A 16,027-nucleotide genomic window follows, 5' to 3' on the forward strand; every position below is an offset into this window, starting at 1 on the left:
CTTCACGGTTTTTCCAACCTTTGCACATGACTGCCATGACGCACCACAGCACTCCTGCGGACTTCCGCTTCGCTCCCCATCCCCTCACGCGCCTGATCCGCCAATGCCTGGGCGCCGGCCTGGCCCTGGCCGCCGTGGGCGTGGCGGCCCAGACGGCCGAGGGCCCAGCCCTCAAGGAGGTGACGGTGAGCGACCAGGCCGAGGCCATCGGCGGACTGCAAAAGACCTATGCCGGCGGCCAGATCGCGCGCGGCGGCGACCTGGGCATCCTGGGCAAGACCGACCAGATGAACGTGCCCTTCAGCACGACCAACTACACCTCGGAGCTGATCGAGAACCAGCAGGCGCTGACCATCGCCGACGTGGTGATGAACGACGCCTCGGTGCGCACCCTGCAGGCGCGCGGCGGCTATGGCGATGACTTCCAGGTGCGGGGCTTTTCCCTGTCCATGCGCGATGTGTCGGTGAACGGCCTGTACGGCCTGTCGCCCTCCACGCGCCTGCCGCTGGAGGTGATCGAGCGCGTGGAAGTGCTCAAGGGCCCCGGCTCGCTGACCAATGGCGTGGGCCCCAGCGGCAGCATCGGCGGCAGCATCAACGTGGTGACCAAGCGCGCGGGCGACGTGCCGCTGAACCGCCTGACCGCCACCTACATGGGCAAGGCCCAGTTCGGCACCCACCTGGACGTGGGCCGCCGCTTTGGCGAAGACAACCAGTGGGGCGTGCGCGTGAATGGCGTGTGGCGCAACGGCGAAGGCAATATCGACGGCGGCCGCCAGCGCCTGGGCCTGGCCTCGGTGGGCCTGGACTACGAAGGCCAGGGCCTGCGCTGGTCGCTGGACGCGCTGACCACCAGCGGCAAGACCACGGAGTTCCGCCCGCAAAGCGCCTTCCTGGCCGGCATCACCCAGGTGCCCGCCGTGCCCGACAGTCGCATCAACTTCAACCCGGGCACGGAGCTGCTGGACAAGGCCAAGACCGTGATCTCGCGCGTGGAATACGACATCAACGCCAACACCTCCGTCTACGGCGGCGTGGGCTACAGCGATGTGTCCAGCGACCAGAGCTTCCCCACGGCCGTGCAGCGCATCGACTCGCTGGGCAACTTCACGGTGCGCAACGGCTTCTACGACGAGTTCAACAAGACCACCTCGGCCGACGTGGGCCTGCGCACGCGCTTCAAGACCGGCGCCATCGGCCACACCGTGGTGGCAGCGGCCAACTACATGGACCGCGAGAGCGGCTACTTCTACCAGCTGACCACCGAAGCCGTCCCCTCCAACATCTACAACCCGTCGCCCCTGCCTGCCATCGACTTCGTGCGCGGCGCGCCCACCAAGAACGCCGAGCTGACGCAGCACAGCCTGGCGCTGGCCGACACCATGGCGCTGTTCAGCGACCGCCTGCTGGTAACCGTGGGCCTGCGCGACCAGACCATCGACCAGAAGAACGCCAGCGGCACCACGCTGTACAAGGCCAGCGCCGTGACGCCGCTGGCCGGCGTGGTGTTCAAGCCGCAGAACCATGTCGCGGTCTACGCCAACTACACGGCAGGCCTGTCGGCAGGCGGCACGGCCGGGCCCAACACGGCCAATGCCGGCCAGGTGTTCGCGCCGCAGAAGTCCAAGCAGTACGAGGTCGGCGTGAAGGTGGACTGGGGCCGCATGACCACGCAGGCCGCGCTCTACCAGATCCAGCGCCCGGGCTCCATGACCGACCCGGTGACCAATGTCTACAGCTTCGGCGGCGAGACGCGCAACCGCGGCCTGGAGCTGACCGCCTACGGCGAGATCCACAAGGGCCTGCGCCTGCTGGCCAGCGCGGCCTTCAACAACGCCAGGCTCTCGCGCACGGCAGGCGGCGTGAACCAGGGCAACGATGCCAACGGCGTGCCCGAGCGCACCTTCAACCTGGGCCTGGACTGGGATACGCCCTGGGTGGAGGGCCTGAGCCTGAACGGCCGCGTGATCCACACCTCGTCCATGTACTACGACGCGGCCAACATCCTGCGCATGCCCGGCTGGACACGCCTGGACCTGGGCGCACGCCTGCGCACCCATGTGGCCGGCAAGCCCGTGGTGCTGCGCGCCAGCCTGGAGAACGTCAGCAACAAGAGCTACTGGGTGACTGCCGCCGGCTACACCACCACGGGCGCGCCGCGCACGCTGATGCTGTCGGCACAAGTGGACTTCTAAGCCACCGGCCACCGGCAACCGCCCCGCCCCCGGCATGGCGCCGGGGGCGCGGTGATGGCGGGGGCCCCAGGCCCCCTTCTGTCAGAGAAAAGAACACCCCATGCAAAGCCACACGATCAAGACCTGGGCCTGGTTGCACAAATGGAGCAGCCTGGTCTGCACCGTCTTCATGCTGCTGCTGTGCCTGACCGGCCTTCCGCTGATCTTCCACCACGAAATCGGCCACCTGCTGGGCACCGAGGTGGAGGCCCCGCCCATGCCCCAGGGCACGCCCCATGCCAGCCTGGACAAGGTGCTGGAGGTGGCCCGTGCCCAGCACCCGGACCGCGTGGTGCAGTTCGTCTCCAAGTCCGACGACACCGACGACCTCTGGTTCGTCACCATGACGCCCACGCCGGCGCCCACGGACGATTTCCGCTCCGTGGTCATCGATGCGCGCACGGCAGAGCTGCTGGCCCAGCCGCGCTTCGACCAGGGCTTCATGTGGGTCATGTTCAAGCTGCACGTGGACCTGTTCGCGGGCCTGCCAGGCAAGCTGTTCCTGGGCTTCATGGGGCTGCTGCTGCTGATCGCCATCGTCAGCGGCGTGGTGCTGTACGCGCCCTTCATGCGCAAGCTCGATTTCGGCACCGTGCGCCGCACGCGCCAGCCGCGCCTGAAGTGGCTGGACCTGCACAACCTGCTGGGCATCGTCACCCTGGTGTGGCTGTTCGTGGTGGGCGCCACCGGCATGATCAATACCTGGGCCGACCTGCTGATCAAGTACTGGCAGCATGACCAGCTCAGCAGCGTGCTGGCGCCCTACCAGGGCCAGGACACGGTGCCGGTGGCGGAGCGCGCCTCGCTGCAGCAATCGCTGCAGGCCGCCCAGCAGCAGGTGCCGGGCACCAGGCTGTACTTCATCGCCTTCCCCGGCACCACGTTCTCCAGCCCGCACCACCACACCTTCTTCCTGCGCGGCAACGAGCCCCTGACCTCGCGCCTGTTCCTGCCCGTGCTGGTGGACGCCAGGACCGCCCAGGTCACGGCCGCGCCCGCCCTGCCCTGGTATCTGACGGCGCTGCTGGTGTCCCAGCCGCTGCACTTCGGCGACTACGGCGGGCGGGCCATGCAGATCCTCTGGGCGTTGCTGGACATCGCCAGCATCATCGTGCTGGGCACGGGCCTGTACCTGTGGGTCAAAAAGGGCAAGAGCCTGCCGGCCCCGCAGCCCGCGCCGCGCGGCAAGGAGGTCTCGGCATGAGCGGCGCGCGACACCGGGGCTTTCTCGCCCTCTGGGGCTGGCCCATCGCGCTGGGCGTGCTGACGGCCATCGGCCTGGTCTCGGCCCTGTTCAGCGACGGCGGCCTTGGCGACATGCTGGCCGGCGTCTGCCTGGCCGTTCCCACGGCGGCAGGGATCTGGCATGGATGGCTGCGGCGCAGGCCGCCGGGCTGAAGCCGGGGCAGGCCGGCACGGCGCTCAGTCGCGCGGGTCGCGCTGGCCTGCGCTTTCCAGCAGCTGCTGCAAGGCTTCGCCCAGTGGCCGCCAGACATCGGTGACACCGGCCCAGTCGCCGGCCAGGCAGGCCTGCTCCAGGCTCCTGGTCAGTCCGCTGGCCCGCTCCTGTCCCAGCAGGCGCAACACGCTCTGCAGGCTGTGCGCCTGCCTGCGCAGGGCCATGGCGTTCTGCTCCGCGATAAGGACCTCCATCCGGGCGATATCGTCGGGCAAGTGTGCAAGGCAGATGTCACGGTAGCTGTGGAACAGGCCTGCGTCGCCACCAAAGAAATTGGCGATGGCGAGCGCGTCCGACGGCGCCTCCGGTTGCACATCCGGTCGCACATCCGGTCGCACATCCGGCTGCGCATCGGCGCCCTCGCCCGTCCCGGCCTCCTGCCTGGGAGGGGGAGGCGGCGCATGCTGCTGGAGCACCGACTCCACGCAGTCCACCAGTTGCGCCACCGACACCGGCTTGAGCAGCACGCGCCACACCTTCAACTGCTCCAGCTGCAGCGCAACATCGGCCCGCACGCCGGCACTGAAGACCACGGCGCAGCAGCCCGCCTGCGGCGAGCGGCGCAGCCACTCGATCAGCTCCACGCCGGAGGCGCCGGGCAGCATCAGATCGGTGATCAGCAGGGCAAAGGACTGGGTTTGCAGCAGTTGCTGGGCCTGCTCCGCACTCGTGCAGGACACCAGCGTGAGGGGCAGGCCCTCCAGCGCCAGCGCAACGAACCGCGCAATCGAGGCATCGTCCTCGACCAGCAGGACCGCGGGAAGGGGCGCGTTCACGCCGCCGGCCCGCCCAGCAGCCCGCCCAGCGCTTCGGGCAGTTCCTGCACCAGCTGGGGCTTGTGGATCACGCGCACGCCGCCCAATGCGAAGGCATAGGCCTCGCGCTCTGACGCCTCCAGCGAGGTGACCACCAGCAGCTTGCAGCGCGCGAACTGCTCATGGGTGCGCAAGGTGGTGATCAGGGCGGCTCCATCGATGTCGGGCAGCAGGATGTCCACCAGCAGCACATCGGGCTGGATCTGGCCGTACAGCGCCATGCCCGTGATCCCGTCGTTCGCCACATGCAGCTGGACGTCGGGAAAGTGACGCTGCACCAGCATGCGTACCAGATTCTGGAAGTGCACGGAGTCCTCGATCAGCAGCACGCGCTGCCCGGTGCCCGATCCCGCCTGGGCAGGGGCCGGCGCCTGTGCCACCGCTGGTGCGCCGGGCACCCCGGGCGCTGCGCGCTCGCCCTGCCTGCTGCGCCAGCGCTCCACGGAAGCGCGCGTAATGCGGCGATGGCCTCCGGGCGTCTTCCAGGCCTCGAGCTCGCCGCGATCGACCATGAGCTGGACCGATCGCACGGCCATGCCCAGCAGCTTTGCCACCTCGGCAGTCGTGTAGTGCGGAATTTGGCCTGATGGGGTGCTGTTCTCGGACATGGCAGCAATTTTGCATCAAATACGATTGAAAAATTCAATATAAATTTGATGAATTTGATATTTATGATTTAACCTCACGCAGCCCCCTTCAACTGCGTTGTGAAAGGTCCGCCATGAAGAAGATACTGATCGTCGAAGACCAGGCCGACATCCGCAAACTGCTGCGCATGACGCTGGAGTCCGGCGCCTACGAGGTCATGGAGGTGCCCACCGCCGACGAAGCCTGGGCCGTGGCCCAGCGCAACAAGCCCGATATCGTGCTGCTGGACATGATGATGCCCGGCACGCTGGACGGCCTGGAGGTGTGCTGTCGCATCAAGACCTCCTACGATCTGCGGCATACCCTGGTGGTGCTGCTCACCGCCCGGGACAGCGCAGAGGACCGCGAGGCGGGCTTCAATGCGGGCGCCGACGAATACCTGGTCAAGCCCTTCAGCCCGACCCGGCTGCTGCAGATCCTGGCCAGCCTTGAAAGGAGCGACTGATGATGATGCGCGCACGGGAGACCGGCCGCGTGGACCTGTCCATGGCAGACGGCCCGTCCAGCCGCAGGCTGGCGGACGGCTGGCACTGGATGCAGGCGTTCGCGCCGGCCCGGCCCGTTCCTGTGCCGCACGACGGGTTGACCGCCATCGTCGCGCCCCGGAATTTCTGATGGAGCATCTTCATCATGTCTGATCGAGCTACCGCGCATCATTTCCTGGGTGCCGGACGCAGCGCCCACATCAAGGCACTGGTGCTGACCTTTGCCCTGTGCGTGCTTGCCGGGCTGGTGCTCTTCGTCTGGAGCCAGCTGCACGCCGAGGCCGACCAGAGCAAGTCCCAGGCCGCACTGCTGGCGCGCGTGCTGGAGGACCAGACGGCCAAGACCTTCGAGAACACCGAAATGGCCCTGTCCAGCCTGGCGCACCACCCCGCCATCCTGGCCGCCGGCAGCACGCGCAGCACGCGCGAGGCCGCCATGGCCCAGCTGATCGCCCAGCTGCCCTACCTGCGCAGCATGGCCCTGCTCGACGACAAGGGACTCATCCTGGCCAGCACCCAGGCGGGCGAGGCCGGCCAGCAGATCGACATGCAGGAGCTGCTGCACGACAAGAGCGCCGTCGTCGTGCCCGGCAAGCCCCTGCTGGGCCGGCTGGTGCCCGGCCGTGGCCTGTCGGCCCTGGCGCCCCGCGCGCACCCGTCGCCGCGCGGCGTATCGTTTCTGCCGCAGCTGCTGGGCTTTCACCAGGACAACGGCATGCCCGCCGTGCTGGTGGCCCTGATCAACCCCGACGCCGTGGCCAACTTCTACCAGGCCACGCTGGAGATCCTCAGCTACGAGGCCGTGCTGCTGACCTACGACGGCCGGCCGCTGGCCAGCACCAATGCGGGCACGGGCGTGCAGGCGACCGCCGTGCTGCAGACACCGCTGTTCCGGCAATGGCTGCCGCACAGCGAATTCGGCTCCTACATCGGCGCGGGCATGCTCGGCTCCCATGAGATCGTGTCGTTTCGCACCGTGCGCAACTGGCCGCTGCTGCTGGTGGTGGAGGAGCCCTACGCAGCCCTGGTGGCGCGCTGGAGGGATGACGCCTTCGCCTTCTTCGTGGCCGGCGTGGCCCTGCTGGCCCTGGTGCTGGGCCTGAGCTGGTCGGTGCTCAAGACGCGCAGGGAGCAGAAGACGGCACAGCAGGCCATGGAGCAGGCCCAGGCGCGCCTGGCGCGCAGCGAGCATGAGATGGCCGTGCTCATGCGCAGCGTGCAGGAGCTGATCTTTCGCACTGACAGCGAGGGTCTGCTGACCTTCGTGAACGCACGCTGGGAACAGCTGACCGGCCAGCCCAGCTCCGAGGCCGTAGGGCAGCCGCTGGAGAACATCGTGGACGGCCCGTACCGCGCGCAGATCCAGGCCCTGCTCGATCCCCTGGCCCGGCTGGCGCCGCGCAACTGCCAGGCCATGTTCCAGCTGCCGGGCCACCGGGAAATACTCTGCGACATCGCCGTCGTCCCCCTGCTGCGCGACGGCCGGCTCGTGGGCTTCGCGGGCAGCGCCGTGGACGTGACGGCCCGCTGGAAGGCGCAGCAGGAACTGCAGACCCAGCTGGCCTTCCAGCACCTGCTGTTCGAGACCACGCCCCTGCCCATGCTGGTCACCGACGCGGACCACCGCGTGGTACTGGTCAACAAGGCCTGGGAGGACTTCTTCGGCCGCGGCCGCTATGCCGTGCTCGGTCACGAGATCAAGGGCCTGCACTCGCGCGACGATGCCCTGCTGCAGATACGCAGCAACCAGGTCGTGATGCGCTCGGGCCAGCGCATGGTGCTGGAGGCCCGGCTGCCCCACATGGACGGCAGCTACCGCGACGTGCAGATCTCCAAGGCGGCGGTCAAGGATGCCCAGGGGCAGACCACCGGCGTGCTCAGCATCTTTGTGGATGTGAGCGAATTCCGCGCGGCCGAGCATGCCACGCGCGAGGCCCGCGACGCGGCCGAGGAGGCCTTCCGCGTGAAGTCGGAATTCGTCGCCAACATGAGCCATGAGCTGCGCACCCCGCTGCAGTCCATCATGGGCTTTGCCGAGCTGGGCAGCCTGCGCTCGCGCGGCAATCCCGCCATGGCCGACATGTTCAACGACATCCATGCGGCGGGCCAGCGCATGCTGGCCCTGGTCAATGACCTGCTCGATGTCGCCAAGCTGGACAGCGCCGTGGGAACCATCCACCTGGAGCGCACGGACCTGCGCAGCCTGATCCGGCCGGTCGTGCGCGAGCTGGAGCCGCAGCAGCAGCACAAGCTCATCGACCTGCGGCTCGAACTCGACGACGCCCCGCTGATCGCCAAGGCCGACCCCGTGCGCTTCCAGCAGGTGGTGCGCAATGTGCTGGCCAATGCCATCAAGTTCTCGCCCATCGGCGGGCGCATCGATGTGCAGGGCCGCATCGACGGGCAGGGCGACATCTGCATCGCCTTCTCCGACCAGGGCCCGGGCATTCCGCCACAGGAGCTGGACAAGATCTTCCAGCCCTTCGTGCAGTCCAGCAAGACCCGCAACGGCTCGGGCGGCACGGGCCTGGGGCTGGCCATCTGCCGCAAGATCATCGACGCCATGGACGGCACCATCGTGGCCAGCAACCGGCCCGAGGGCGGCTCGCTGTTTCGCATCACCCTTCCCTGCCGCAGCGCATCGGAGACGCGACCGGCGGAGCTGCTGTAGCGGCACCGCCGGCCGGCGCGCCTGCGGCCGGCAAACGGGTGGTGAACAAGTGGCAAACGGGTGGCAACAAATGAGAAAAAGTCTCATTTAGAATGCCAGCACTTCGTCCCGCCCTGCCCGCCTGCCTTTCCTCCCCGCTTGCTTGTATGACACGCCATCCGACTCCTGCCGCCTGGCTGGGCCTGGACCTGCACTGGGCCTATGGCAGCCTGCTGCCCGCCATCTGGCGCAGCACGCGCTGCATCCACCGCGCGCAGGATGTGCTGCATGACGCCTTCGTGCGCTACGCCCTCAGCGGCCGGCACGAAGGCATCGCCCAGCCGCATGCCTACCTGCGCGTGGTGGCGCGCACCGTGCTGGCCGACCTGATGGCGCATGAGCGCCGCTTCGTGCCCCTGCCCGAGCTGGCAGGCGAGGCCGGCGCCGCGCAGCACCCGGTGGCACGCGCGGACGAAATCGCCTTGCAGGAAGCCTTCACGGCGCCTTCGGCCGAGATGCTGGCCGACCTGCAGCAGCGCCTGGGCGCCGTGCAGCGTGTCATCCAGGGATTGCCTGCGCGCTGCCGCGAGGTGTTCTGGCTGTGCAAGGTGGAAGGCCACTCCCAGCCCCAGATTGCCGCCATGCTGGGCATCAGCCTGAACATGGTGGAGCGCCACCTGATGCGCGCCCTGCTGGACCTGCGCGCCGCACGCGAGCTGCTCGCGCCATGAGCACGCCGCGCGAGGAAGCCGCGCGCTGGTTCATACGCATGCACCGGGATGCGGGAGCGCGGCCGGGCGCCGCCGATGCCGCTGCCTGGCGCCGCTGGATGGACGCCGACCCGCGCCACGCCGCCGAATACGCCGCCTTCGAGGCGCTGTGGCAGGACTTCGACTCCACGCCCCGCACCGAGGCCCTGGCCACGGCGGTGGACACCGCCGCACGCCAGCGCCGCAACACACGCAGCAACACGCGCCGCGCGATCATCACCCGCGGCGTGCTGGGCGTTGCCGGCCTGGGCACGGCGGGCCTGCTGGCATGGCGCGGCTGGCTTGAATGGCAGGACACCACCGTGTTCGCCCTGGCCCGCGACAGTGCGATTGGCGAACGCATCGTGCTGAACCTGCCCGACGCCAGCGTGCTGACCCTGGGACCGGCCAGCCGCATCGCCACGCGCTACACGCGCCGCCAGCGCGCCGTGGTGCTGGAGCAGGGAGAGGCCCTGTTCGACGTGGCCAGGGATGCAGGCCGCCCCTTCACCATCGCCGCCGGCCAGGCCCGCATCACCGTGCTGGGCACGCGCTTCACCGTCAACCGCCTGCCGGGACTGGTGCGGGTGGGCGTGGAGCATGGAACGGTGCGTTTGGCGGTGAAAGGTGGTGACGGAGAACCGTCCTTGCTGCTGCAGGCTGGCGAAGTGGGGGAACTGCCGGACGAAAGCGCCGGTGCCGCCCCCGGTGCCGCACCCGGAGCCGATGGCGCCCACGCCAGCCCCCTCCCCCGCCGCGTGCAACGCGATGCGCGCGACAGCTTCTCGTCCATCGAACGCGGCCTCATCGTCTTCGACAGCGCCGGGCTGGGCGAGATCGCGGCCACGCTGTCGCGCTGGCGCCGCCAGCCCGTGCGTGCGGCCGTCGCCGACGGCACGGGCGGGCCGCACATCACGGCCGCCGTGCAGCGCGCCGATGTGGAGAGCTTCCTGGACGCGCTGCCGCGCATCGCCGCCGTGCGCGTGCAGGAGCGCGACGGCGCCACCTGGCTGGCCCCGCGCAGCACGGCGCCGGAAAAAATCCGGAAAAACTGAAAAAAAGCGGCCAACGCACATCAGGGATCCGGCGGGCTGCCCCGTCATACAGGCGAGCACAACCGATACCCAGGAGAACGTTCCCGCCATGCCCGCCCGCCCTCTTTCCTCCCGCCCGGCACGCGCCTGCCTGTCCCTGCTCGCCTGCGCGGCGGCACTGGCCTGCACGCCAGCCCTGGCCGCCCCTGCCGACATCGACCTGCCGGCCCAGCCGCTGTCCGACGCCATCAAGGCCCTGGCGCGCGCCACCGGCACCAGCATCGCGGCCGACAGCTCCCTGCTCGCAGGCAAGACCGCGCCCGCCGTCCAGGGCCGCCTGGAGCCGGCCGAGGCACTGCAGCGCCTGCTGGCCGGAAGCGGCCTGCAAGCCTCTGCCCAGCCCCAGGGCGGCTGGCTGCTGCGCCCCGCCCCGGCGCGCCCGCAGACCGCGCTGGACGAAGTGCGGGTGACGGCCACGGCCCTGCGCGACGGCCGCACGGAAGGCACGGGCAGCTACCGGGCGCCCTATGCCAGCGCGGCCACCAAGATCGAGCTGACGGCCCGGGAGACGCCGCAGTCCGTATCCGTGATCTCGCGCGCACGGCTCAATGACCAGAACTTCGTGGAGCTCACCGAAGCCGCCAAGGTGGTGCCCGGCATCGTCGTGCGCCGGCAAAGCAGCACGGGCGGGCGCAGCGACATCCTCTCGCGCGGCTACCAGTCCTCCACCTACCAATTGGACGGTCTCACCGTCAGCGGCAACCCGGCCACCCAGGAAACGCTGGACCTGGCCCTGTTCGACCGGGTCGAGGCCCTGCGCGGGCCGGCCGGGCTGTTCTCGGGCGCGGGCGAGCCCAGCGTCATGCTCAACCTGGTGCGCAAGCGCGCCCTGCCGGACTACCAGGGCCAGGGCGCCATCGGCCTGGGTTCGCGGGGGCGCAAGCGGGCCGAGGTGGATGTCACCGGAGCGCTGTCCGAAGATGGCCGCCTGCGTGGCCGGGTGGTGGCGCTGCACGAGAACTTCGGCAGCCCCGTGATGGCCATGGACGGCCACAAGCAGGCGCTGTACGGCACGGTGGAGCTGGACGTCACTTCCCAGAGCACGGTCTCGGTGGGCGCCACCTGGCAGCGCGGCCGGGGCAACTACGACACCGGCCTGCCCGCCCACGCCGACGGCAGGCTGGCCCCCATTCCGCGCGACGTGGCCATTGCCGCCGACTGGGGCCGCGCCGCGCCCGAATCGCTGGCCGGCTTCATCGAGTCGGAGACGCGGCTCGACGGCGGCGGCCTGTTCAAGCTGGCCGCGCGCCGTGTGCTGCGCCAGCAGCGCGACAAGTACATCAACGGCTACTCGGCCGTATCGGACACCGGCATCAGCCGCTTCACCCAGGCCCAGACCGTGGACCGCGACTACGCCGACACCACGGCCGACATCTACTACAGCACGCCCTGGCAATGGGCCGGGCAGACGCACCATTTCATCGCGGGCGCGGACTACCGCAGCTCCAACATGCACCTGCGCATGCTGCGCGGCGCCATGAACACGCCGGCCGACCTGTTCCACTACGACCCCTCCTCCATCCCCGAGCCCAGCTTCAAGCCCTTTGCCGACGACATTACGCGCACCAGCCTGCGCGGCGTCTACGGCCAGTTGCGCATCAAGCCCACGCAGGCCCTCACCCTGGTGGCGGGCGCGCGCAAGAGCTGGTGGAAGACAGAAACCTCGGATCGGCTGCAGAACACGCGCTCGGGCTACGAGGTCGATGGCCAGTTCACGCCCTTCGCCGCCGTGCTCTTCGATCTGAACGACAGCTGGACGCTCTACGCCAGCCAGTCGCGCATCTTCCAGCCGCAAAGCGGGCGCCTGGCCGGTGGCGGCCAGATCGCCCCGCGCGAGGGCCGGCAGGTGGAAGCCGGCATCAAGGGCAGCCTGCTGGACGGACGCCTGAATGCCACCGCCGCCGTCTACCGCATGCAGGACACCAACCGCGCGCTGGCCGACCCCGCCGATGCCGCCTTCGTCATCCCCGCAGGCAAGGTGCGCTCCGAAGGCTTCGAGGCCGAGGTGGTCGGCTCGCTGTCGCCGCGCTGGGACGTGGCGGCCAGTTACGCCTACATGCGCTCCAAATACCTGCAGGGCACCGTCACGCAGACGGGCACCGACTTCAGCACCATGTCGCCGCGCCACAGCGTGAACCTGTGGGCGCGCTACCGCGTGGCCGGCCCCGTGGCCCAGGGGCTGGAGCTGGGCGCGGGCGTGCGCGCCGTCAGCGAGTTCTACGACACCCTGGGCACCGTGCGCTGGCGCGCGGGCGGCTACGGCGTCTGGTCCGTCTATGCCGCCTACCCGCTCACCCCCCAGGTCAAGCTGGCCGTGAACATCGACAACCTGTTCGACCGCGTCTACTGGGAGCGCGTGGGCACGGCCACGCGCAGCAACTACTACGGCCTGCCGCGCAGCATCATGGTCACGCTGCGCAGCAGTTTCTGAAGGTGCCCAGCCGCGCGCCGAGCCACCCTGTCAGCCCGCCATGCAGCCCAAGCCTCGCGGCAAGGAGGTGGCAACATGGGCGGCGCGCGGCACCAGAGCCTCCTGCCCACCTGGGGCTGGCCATCGCCCGGGGCATTTCCATGGTGGCAGACATCTGGTACAGAAGGCTAGGGCGCGGACACCGAGCTCGCCGAGTGCCTGCCTCTGGCACCATACGCTGGTCCGGACATCGGGCCGCAACCTGAGGCAGGCAGGCCATGCACGATGCGACGGGTGGTATTCATCGGCACATCGCTGCGTGCGGCATTGCCGGTAGCCACCTGGTATCCGGTGATGGCCGTGTGCAGTTCACCGCCGGGCTGGCACGATGGCAAGCCCACGCTGTCACAAAAGCCGGCCACGGTTTCGGGAATAGGCTCTCCGCGCAAGAAGGGCAGATTGGGCCTGGCGGCGAAACGATTGAGCGCCTGCGTGATATCTATCCAGCGATACAGCAACTTGACTTGCTCGATGCGCTCATACGCCTCCTTGTCCAAGGGTGCCAGGCCATCGATGAAATGCTGGGCCAACAGCGTGCCGGAAGCAGCGATGCGGCCCGTGAACTTTTCATCTGCCGGCGTTTCCCCGGGAACGACACTGACACCGCGCAGCCATGCGGCAGCTCCGGGCTCAAGCGCCTCGAATGCTGCATCGACCTGCTCTCTCAGGCCATGGGCATCGGCAAGCCGCGCTGCTCGCGCCAACGGCCAGTTCCAATAGCGCCCTGAACTCACGTCGACCAGGCTACCGGCCGCCTTTGTCAGCGCCAACTGGACCTCTCGTATGGCCCGCCCTCTACGGCCCTGCGGTGAATTGCGCAAGGTATCCCACGATGCAAGCTCCTTTTCGCTGAACGCGTGCTTTGCCAGAACCGGGAGCATTTCGCGCACGGCTACCGAATAGGGCTCCGGCGGCAGATCGGAATATGCTTCGCCTGTCATCCAGCGCAGGACTTCCGTGCTTGCCGCAACCATTGCTGGCGCAGCTTGCTGGGGAAACTTCCGATCCAGTGCAGTGCAGCGATCCAGCAGCAGTACACGGCGCGCATTGTCGTGGGCCATCAACCAGAGATCTACACCGTAAGCCATGTTTTCCCGCATGGCAGCCGAGCCATCCAGGCCATGGGGAACCTGAACGGACAGTGCCTGGGCCTGCGCTGGACTCGCTGCCACCAGGCAAGAAAGCAGCGGCACAATGGCCGCTGCATACAGGGATGCACACGCGGTGTGCAAGCTGCGCATGCCGAATGTGGAGCGCTTTGTATTTTGCATTCCTGCATTCTCGGCCAATTGCACGCGCCCTCCGTCCACATCATCGCTTGGCTTCCTGCGTTGCGGCCTCTTCTTCACGATCCGGTGCATGGCATACCGATGCCGCTTCACTTGATCATCTGGCAAGCCACTGCCGAATTGAAGCGGATGCTCTTTCCTGAATTGCCGATGTGCAATTCATCGGCCGAGCCCACCATCAAGGTGGTCTTCTTGCTGGTCTCCTTGAAATAGGAAGCCTCTTCCGTGCTCGCGAATTCATTGATCTTGCTCACGCCCAGTTTTTTGGCCATCTGCTTGCCGGATTGCCTTTTCAGATAGACCGAGATCTTTTTCTCGCCATCGGAATCCGTCACATCGGCCGCCAGCACTTCATCGCCGAATCATCGCGCCAGACTGCGCACTGCATCACCGCAATTCATCCGCTCCTGCATTGGCTGCAGGGTCAGGCGGGTTTGCCGCTGTCTGCTGCCTCCCCTGGCGCAAGCGCTCCAGTGCAGCCTGCCACATCCCACCGGCCCGGCAGCCTCTAGAGTGACGGCACACCGTCGGCACGACGGATTGCCTCACGCACTCAATTTATCGATTTCATCGAACAATTCCTGGAAAATAATTCACTGGAACAGTGCAATACATGCCACTACGCTTGTGGCATGCAAGACCGTTTCCTGATCGAGCGCATCGAGGCGCGGATCCTCGACATTCCCACCATCCGTCCGCACAAGCTGTCGTTCGGCTCCATCAGCCGGCAAAGCCCGGTGATCGTGCAGCTGTGGCTGCGCAACGGGGCCACGGGCTTTGGCGAGGCCGCCACCATTGGCGGCCCGTCGTGGAACGAGGAATCGCCCGAGAGCATCCACCATGCCATCGCCAACCACCTTGCGCCCAGCCTGATCGGCCAGGACGGCGCGCGCTTCGAGGCCTGCCTCTCGCGCATGGACCTGGCCTGCAAGGGCAATGCCTTTGCCAAGAGCGCCGTGGAAATCGCGCTGCTGGACGCCGTGGCGCGCAGCCTGCAGTTGCCCGTGTGGCAGTTGCTGGGCGGCAAGCAGCGCGACAGCCTGCCCCTGGCCTGGACGCTGGCCAGCGGCGACATCGAGCGCGACCTGGCCGAGGCCCATCTGCGCCTGGAGCAAAAGCGCCACCGCATCTTCAAGATGAAGATCGGCGCGCGCACGCCCGAGGCCGACGTGGCCCATGTGAGCGAGATCGCGCGCGGCCTGCAGGGCCGCGCCACGCTGACCGTGGACGTGAACCAGGCCTGGGACGGCGCCACGGCGCGGCGCTTTCTGCCGCAATTGATCGATGCCGGCGTGACCCTGATCGAGCAGCCCGTGGCCGGCTGGAACGTGCCCGCGCTGCGCGAGCTGACCGCCACGCTGCACGGCGCCCTGGTCATGGCCGACGAGAGCGTGTGCACGCCCTACGACGCCATGCGCCTGGCGCGCGAGCAGGCCAGCCATGTGTTCTCGCTCAAGGTGGCCAAGCACGGCGGCCTGCTGCGCACGCGCAAGGTGGCGGCCATTGCCCAGGCGGCCGATATCGGCTGGTACGGCGGCACCATGCTGGAGACCTCGATCGGCTCGGCCGCCTCGGCCCATGTCTTTGCCACGCTGGGCGGGCAGCACTACAACTGCGAGCTGTTCGGCCCCCAGCTGCTGGTGGACGACATCGTCACCGAGCGCATGGCCATCCGCGACTTCGAGCTGCAACTGCCCGACGGGCCCGGCCTGGGCTTGGAGATCGACCTGCAGCAGTTGGCGCGCTTCGACCGCGCGCTGGCCGGCAGCCAGCCGCAGCACTTCGACATGGGGCAGGCCCGGACCGGGGCTGCGACCTGAATTCCTTTCATTCCTCCTGGAGACAAACATGCTTTATCTGGTCCGCATGGACGTGAAGATCCCCCACGACCTGCCCGCCGACGTGGCAGCCGAGATCAAGGCCCGCGAGAAGGCCTATTCCCAGCAGCTGCAGCACGACGGCCGCTGGCCCCACATCTGGCGCGTGGTCGGCGAGTACGCCAACTACAGCGTGTTCGACGTGGCCTCCAACGACGAGCTGCACGAGCTGCTGCAGGGCCTGCCGCTGTTCCCCTACATGGACATCCAGGTCACGCCGCTGGCAAGGCATCCCTCGGCCATCGCCTGAGCACAGC

The 16,027-nt window shown here is 68.2% G+C and carries 15 protein-coding genes; 11 read left to right on the forward strand and 4 right to left on the reverse strand.

The window, feature by feature from the left end:
* Nucleotides 1-26: 26 nt before the first annotated feature.
* From ACRSCF_RS23770 to ACRSCF_RS23780, 3 genes are all read left to right on the forward strand, one after another.
* Nucleotides 27-2,195, forward strand: a complete 2,169-nt coding sequence (locus ACRSCF_RS23770; RefSeq protein ID WP_324622696.1) for a TonB-dependent receptor — start codon at nucleotides 27-29, stop codon at nucleotides 2,193-2,195.
* A gap of 100 nt (nucleotides 2,196-2,295) precedes the next feature.
* Nucleotides 2,296-3,438, forward strand: a complete 1,143-nt coding sequence (locus ACRSCF_RS23775; RefSeq protein WP_034368758.1) for a PepSY-associated TM helix domain-containing protein — start codon at nucleotides 2,296-2,298, stop codon at nucleotides 3,436-3,438.
* The gene (locus tag ACRSCF_RS23780; protein ID WP_016450117.1) at nucleotides 3,435-3,632 is read left to right on the forward strand and encodes a hypothetical protein; all 198 of its coding nucleotides are present in this window, start codon (nucleotides 3,435-3,437) and stop codon (nucleotides 3,630-3,632) included. The genes ACRSCF_RS23775 and ACRSCF_RS23780 overlap by 4 nt, the downstream gene beginning before the upstream one ends.
* Before the next feature lie 24 nt (nucleotides 3,633-3,656).
* Here the strand turns inward: ACRSCF_RS23780 and ACRSCF_RS23785 are convergent, their stop codons facing one another.
* Together ACRSCF_RS23785 and ACRSCF_RS23790 are read right to left on the reverse strand one after the other, a co-directional pair.
* Entirely contained in the window at nucleotides 3,657-4,469 is an 813-nt protein-coding gene (locus ACRSCF_RS23785; protein WP_046240185.1) for an Hpt domain-containing response regulator, read from the reverse strand.
* The gene (locus ACRSCF_RS23790) at nucleotides 4,466-5,116 is read right to left on the reverse strand and encodes a response regulator (protein WP_016450119.1); all 651 of its coding nucleotides are present in this window, start codon (nucleotides 5,114-5,116) and stop codon (nucleotides 4,466-4,468) included. Before ACRSCF_RS23790 ends, ACRSCF_RS23785 begins: the two co-directional genes overlap by 4 nt.
* Nucleotides 5,117-5,229: 113 nt before the next feature.
* On the opposite strand from ACRSCF_RS23790, the gene ACRSCF_RS23795 reads away from it, so the two are divergent.
* From ACRSCF_RS23795 to ACRSCF_RS23820, 6 genes are all read left to right on the forward strand, one after another.
* Nucleotides 5,230-5,601: a response regulator transcription factor gene (locus ACRSCF_RS23795; protein ID WP_017407052.1), complete on the forward strand. Its 372-nt coding sequence runs from the start codon at nucleotides 5,230-5,232 to the stop codon at nucleotides 5,599-5,601.
* Complete coding sequence (locus tag ACRSCF_RS23800; protein ID WP_017407051.1) at nucleotides 5,601-5,771, forward strand: hypothetical protein; 171 nt, start codon at nucleotides 5,601-5,603, stop codon at nucleotides 5,769-5,771. The genes ACRSCF_RS23795 and ACRSCF_RS23800 overlap by 1 nt, the downstream gene beginning before the upstream one ends.
* Before the next feature lie 15 nt (nucleotides 5,772-5,786).
* Nucleotides 5,787-8,312 carry a sensor histidine kinase gene (locus ACRSCF_RS23805; protein ID WP_244387228.1) on the forward strand — a complete coding sequence of 842 codons (2,526 nt, stop codon included), beginning with the start codon at nucleotides 5,787-5,789 and terminating at the stop codon, nucleotides 8,310-8,312.
* Between the two features lie 146 nt (nucleotides 8,313-8,458).
* Entirely contained in the window at nucleotides 8,459-9,022 is a 564-nt protein-coding gene (locus tag ACRSCF_RS23810) for an RNA polymerase sigma factor (RefSeq protein WP_034366104.1), read from the forward strand.
* Nucleotides 9,019-10,095: a FecR family protein gene (locus tag ACRSCF_RS23815; RefSeq protein ID WP_244387230.1), complete on the forward strand. Its 1,077-nt coding sequence runs from the start codon at nucleotides 9,019-9,021 to the stop codon at nucleotides 10,093-10,095. The genes ACRSCF_RS23810 and ACRSCF_RS23815 overlap by 4 nt, the downstream gene beginning before the upstream one ends.
* Nucleotides 10,096-10,183: 88 nt before the next feature.
* Complete coding sequence (locus tag ACRSCF_RS23820; protein WP_244387232.1) at nucleotides 10,184-12,565, forward strand: TonB-dependent siderophore receptor; 2,382 nt, start codon at nucleotides 10,184-10,186, stop codon at nucleotides 12,563-12,565.
* Nucleotides 12,566-12,732: 167 nt separating this feature from the next.
* Here the strand turns inward: ACRSCF_RS23820 and ACRSCF_RS23825 are convergent, their stop codons facing one another.
* Both ACRSCF_RS23825 and ACRSCF_RS23830 read right to left on the reverse strand, forming a co-directional pair.
* A complete protein-coding gene (locus tag ACRSCF_RS23825; RefSeq protein WP_244387233.1) occupies nucleotides 12,733-13,965 on the reverse strand; it encodes a hypothetical protein in 1,233 nt (410 codons plus the stop codon).
* 17 nt (nucleotides 13,966-13,982) lie between these two features.
* Nucleotides 13,983-14,243 (reverse strand): hypothetical protein, encoded by a 261-nt coding sequence (locus ACRSCF_RS23830; protein WP_049801454.1) that lies wholly within the window; start codon nucleotides 14,241-14,243, stop codon nucleotides 13,983-13,985.
* Between the two features lie 282 nt (nucleotides 14,244-14,525).
* On the opposite strand from ACRSCF_RS23830, the gene ACRSCF_RS23835 reads away from it, so the two are divergent.
* Nucleotides 14,526-15,713, forward strand: a complete 1,188-nt coding sequence (locus ACRSCF_RS23835) for a muconate cycloisomerase family protein (protein ID WP_043790607.1) — start codon at nucleotides 14,526-14,528, stop codon at nucleotides 15,711-15,713.
* Between the two features lie 28 nt (nucleotides 15,714-15,741).
* Nucleotides 15,742-16,020, forward strand: coding sequence for a muconolactone Delta-isomerase (catC, locus tag ACRSCF_RS23840; RefSeq protein WP_012203794.1), 279 nt, complete (start codon nucleotides 15,742-15,744; stop codon nucleotides 16,018-16,020).
* The last annotated feature ends 7 nt before the right edge of the window (nucleotides 16,021-16,027 follow it).

The sequence above is a fragment of the Delftia sp. 11MD genome (assembly GCF_050907895.1).
GTDB lineage: Bacteria > Pseudomonadota > Gammaproteobacteria > Burkholderiales > Burkholderiaceae_C > Comamonas > Comamonas tsuruhatensis.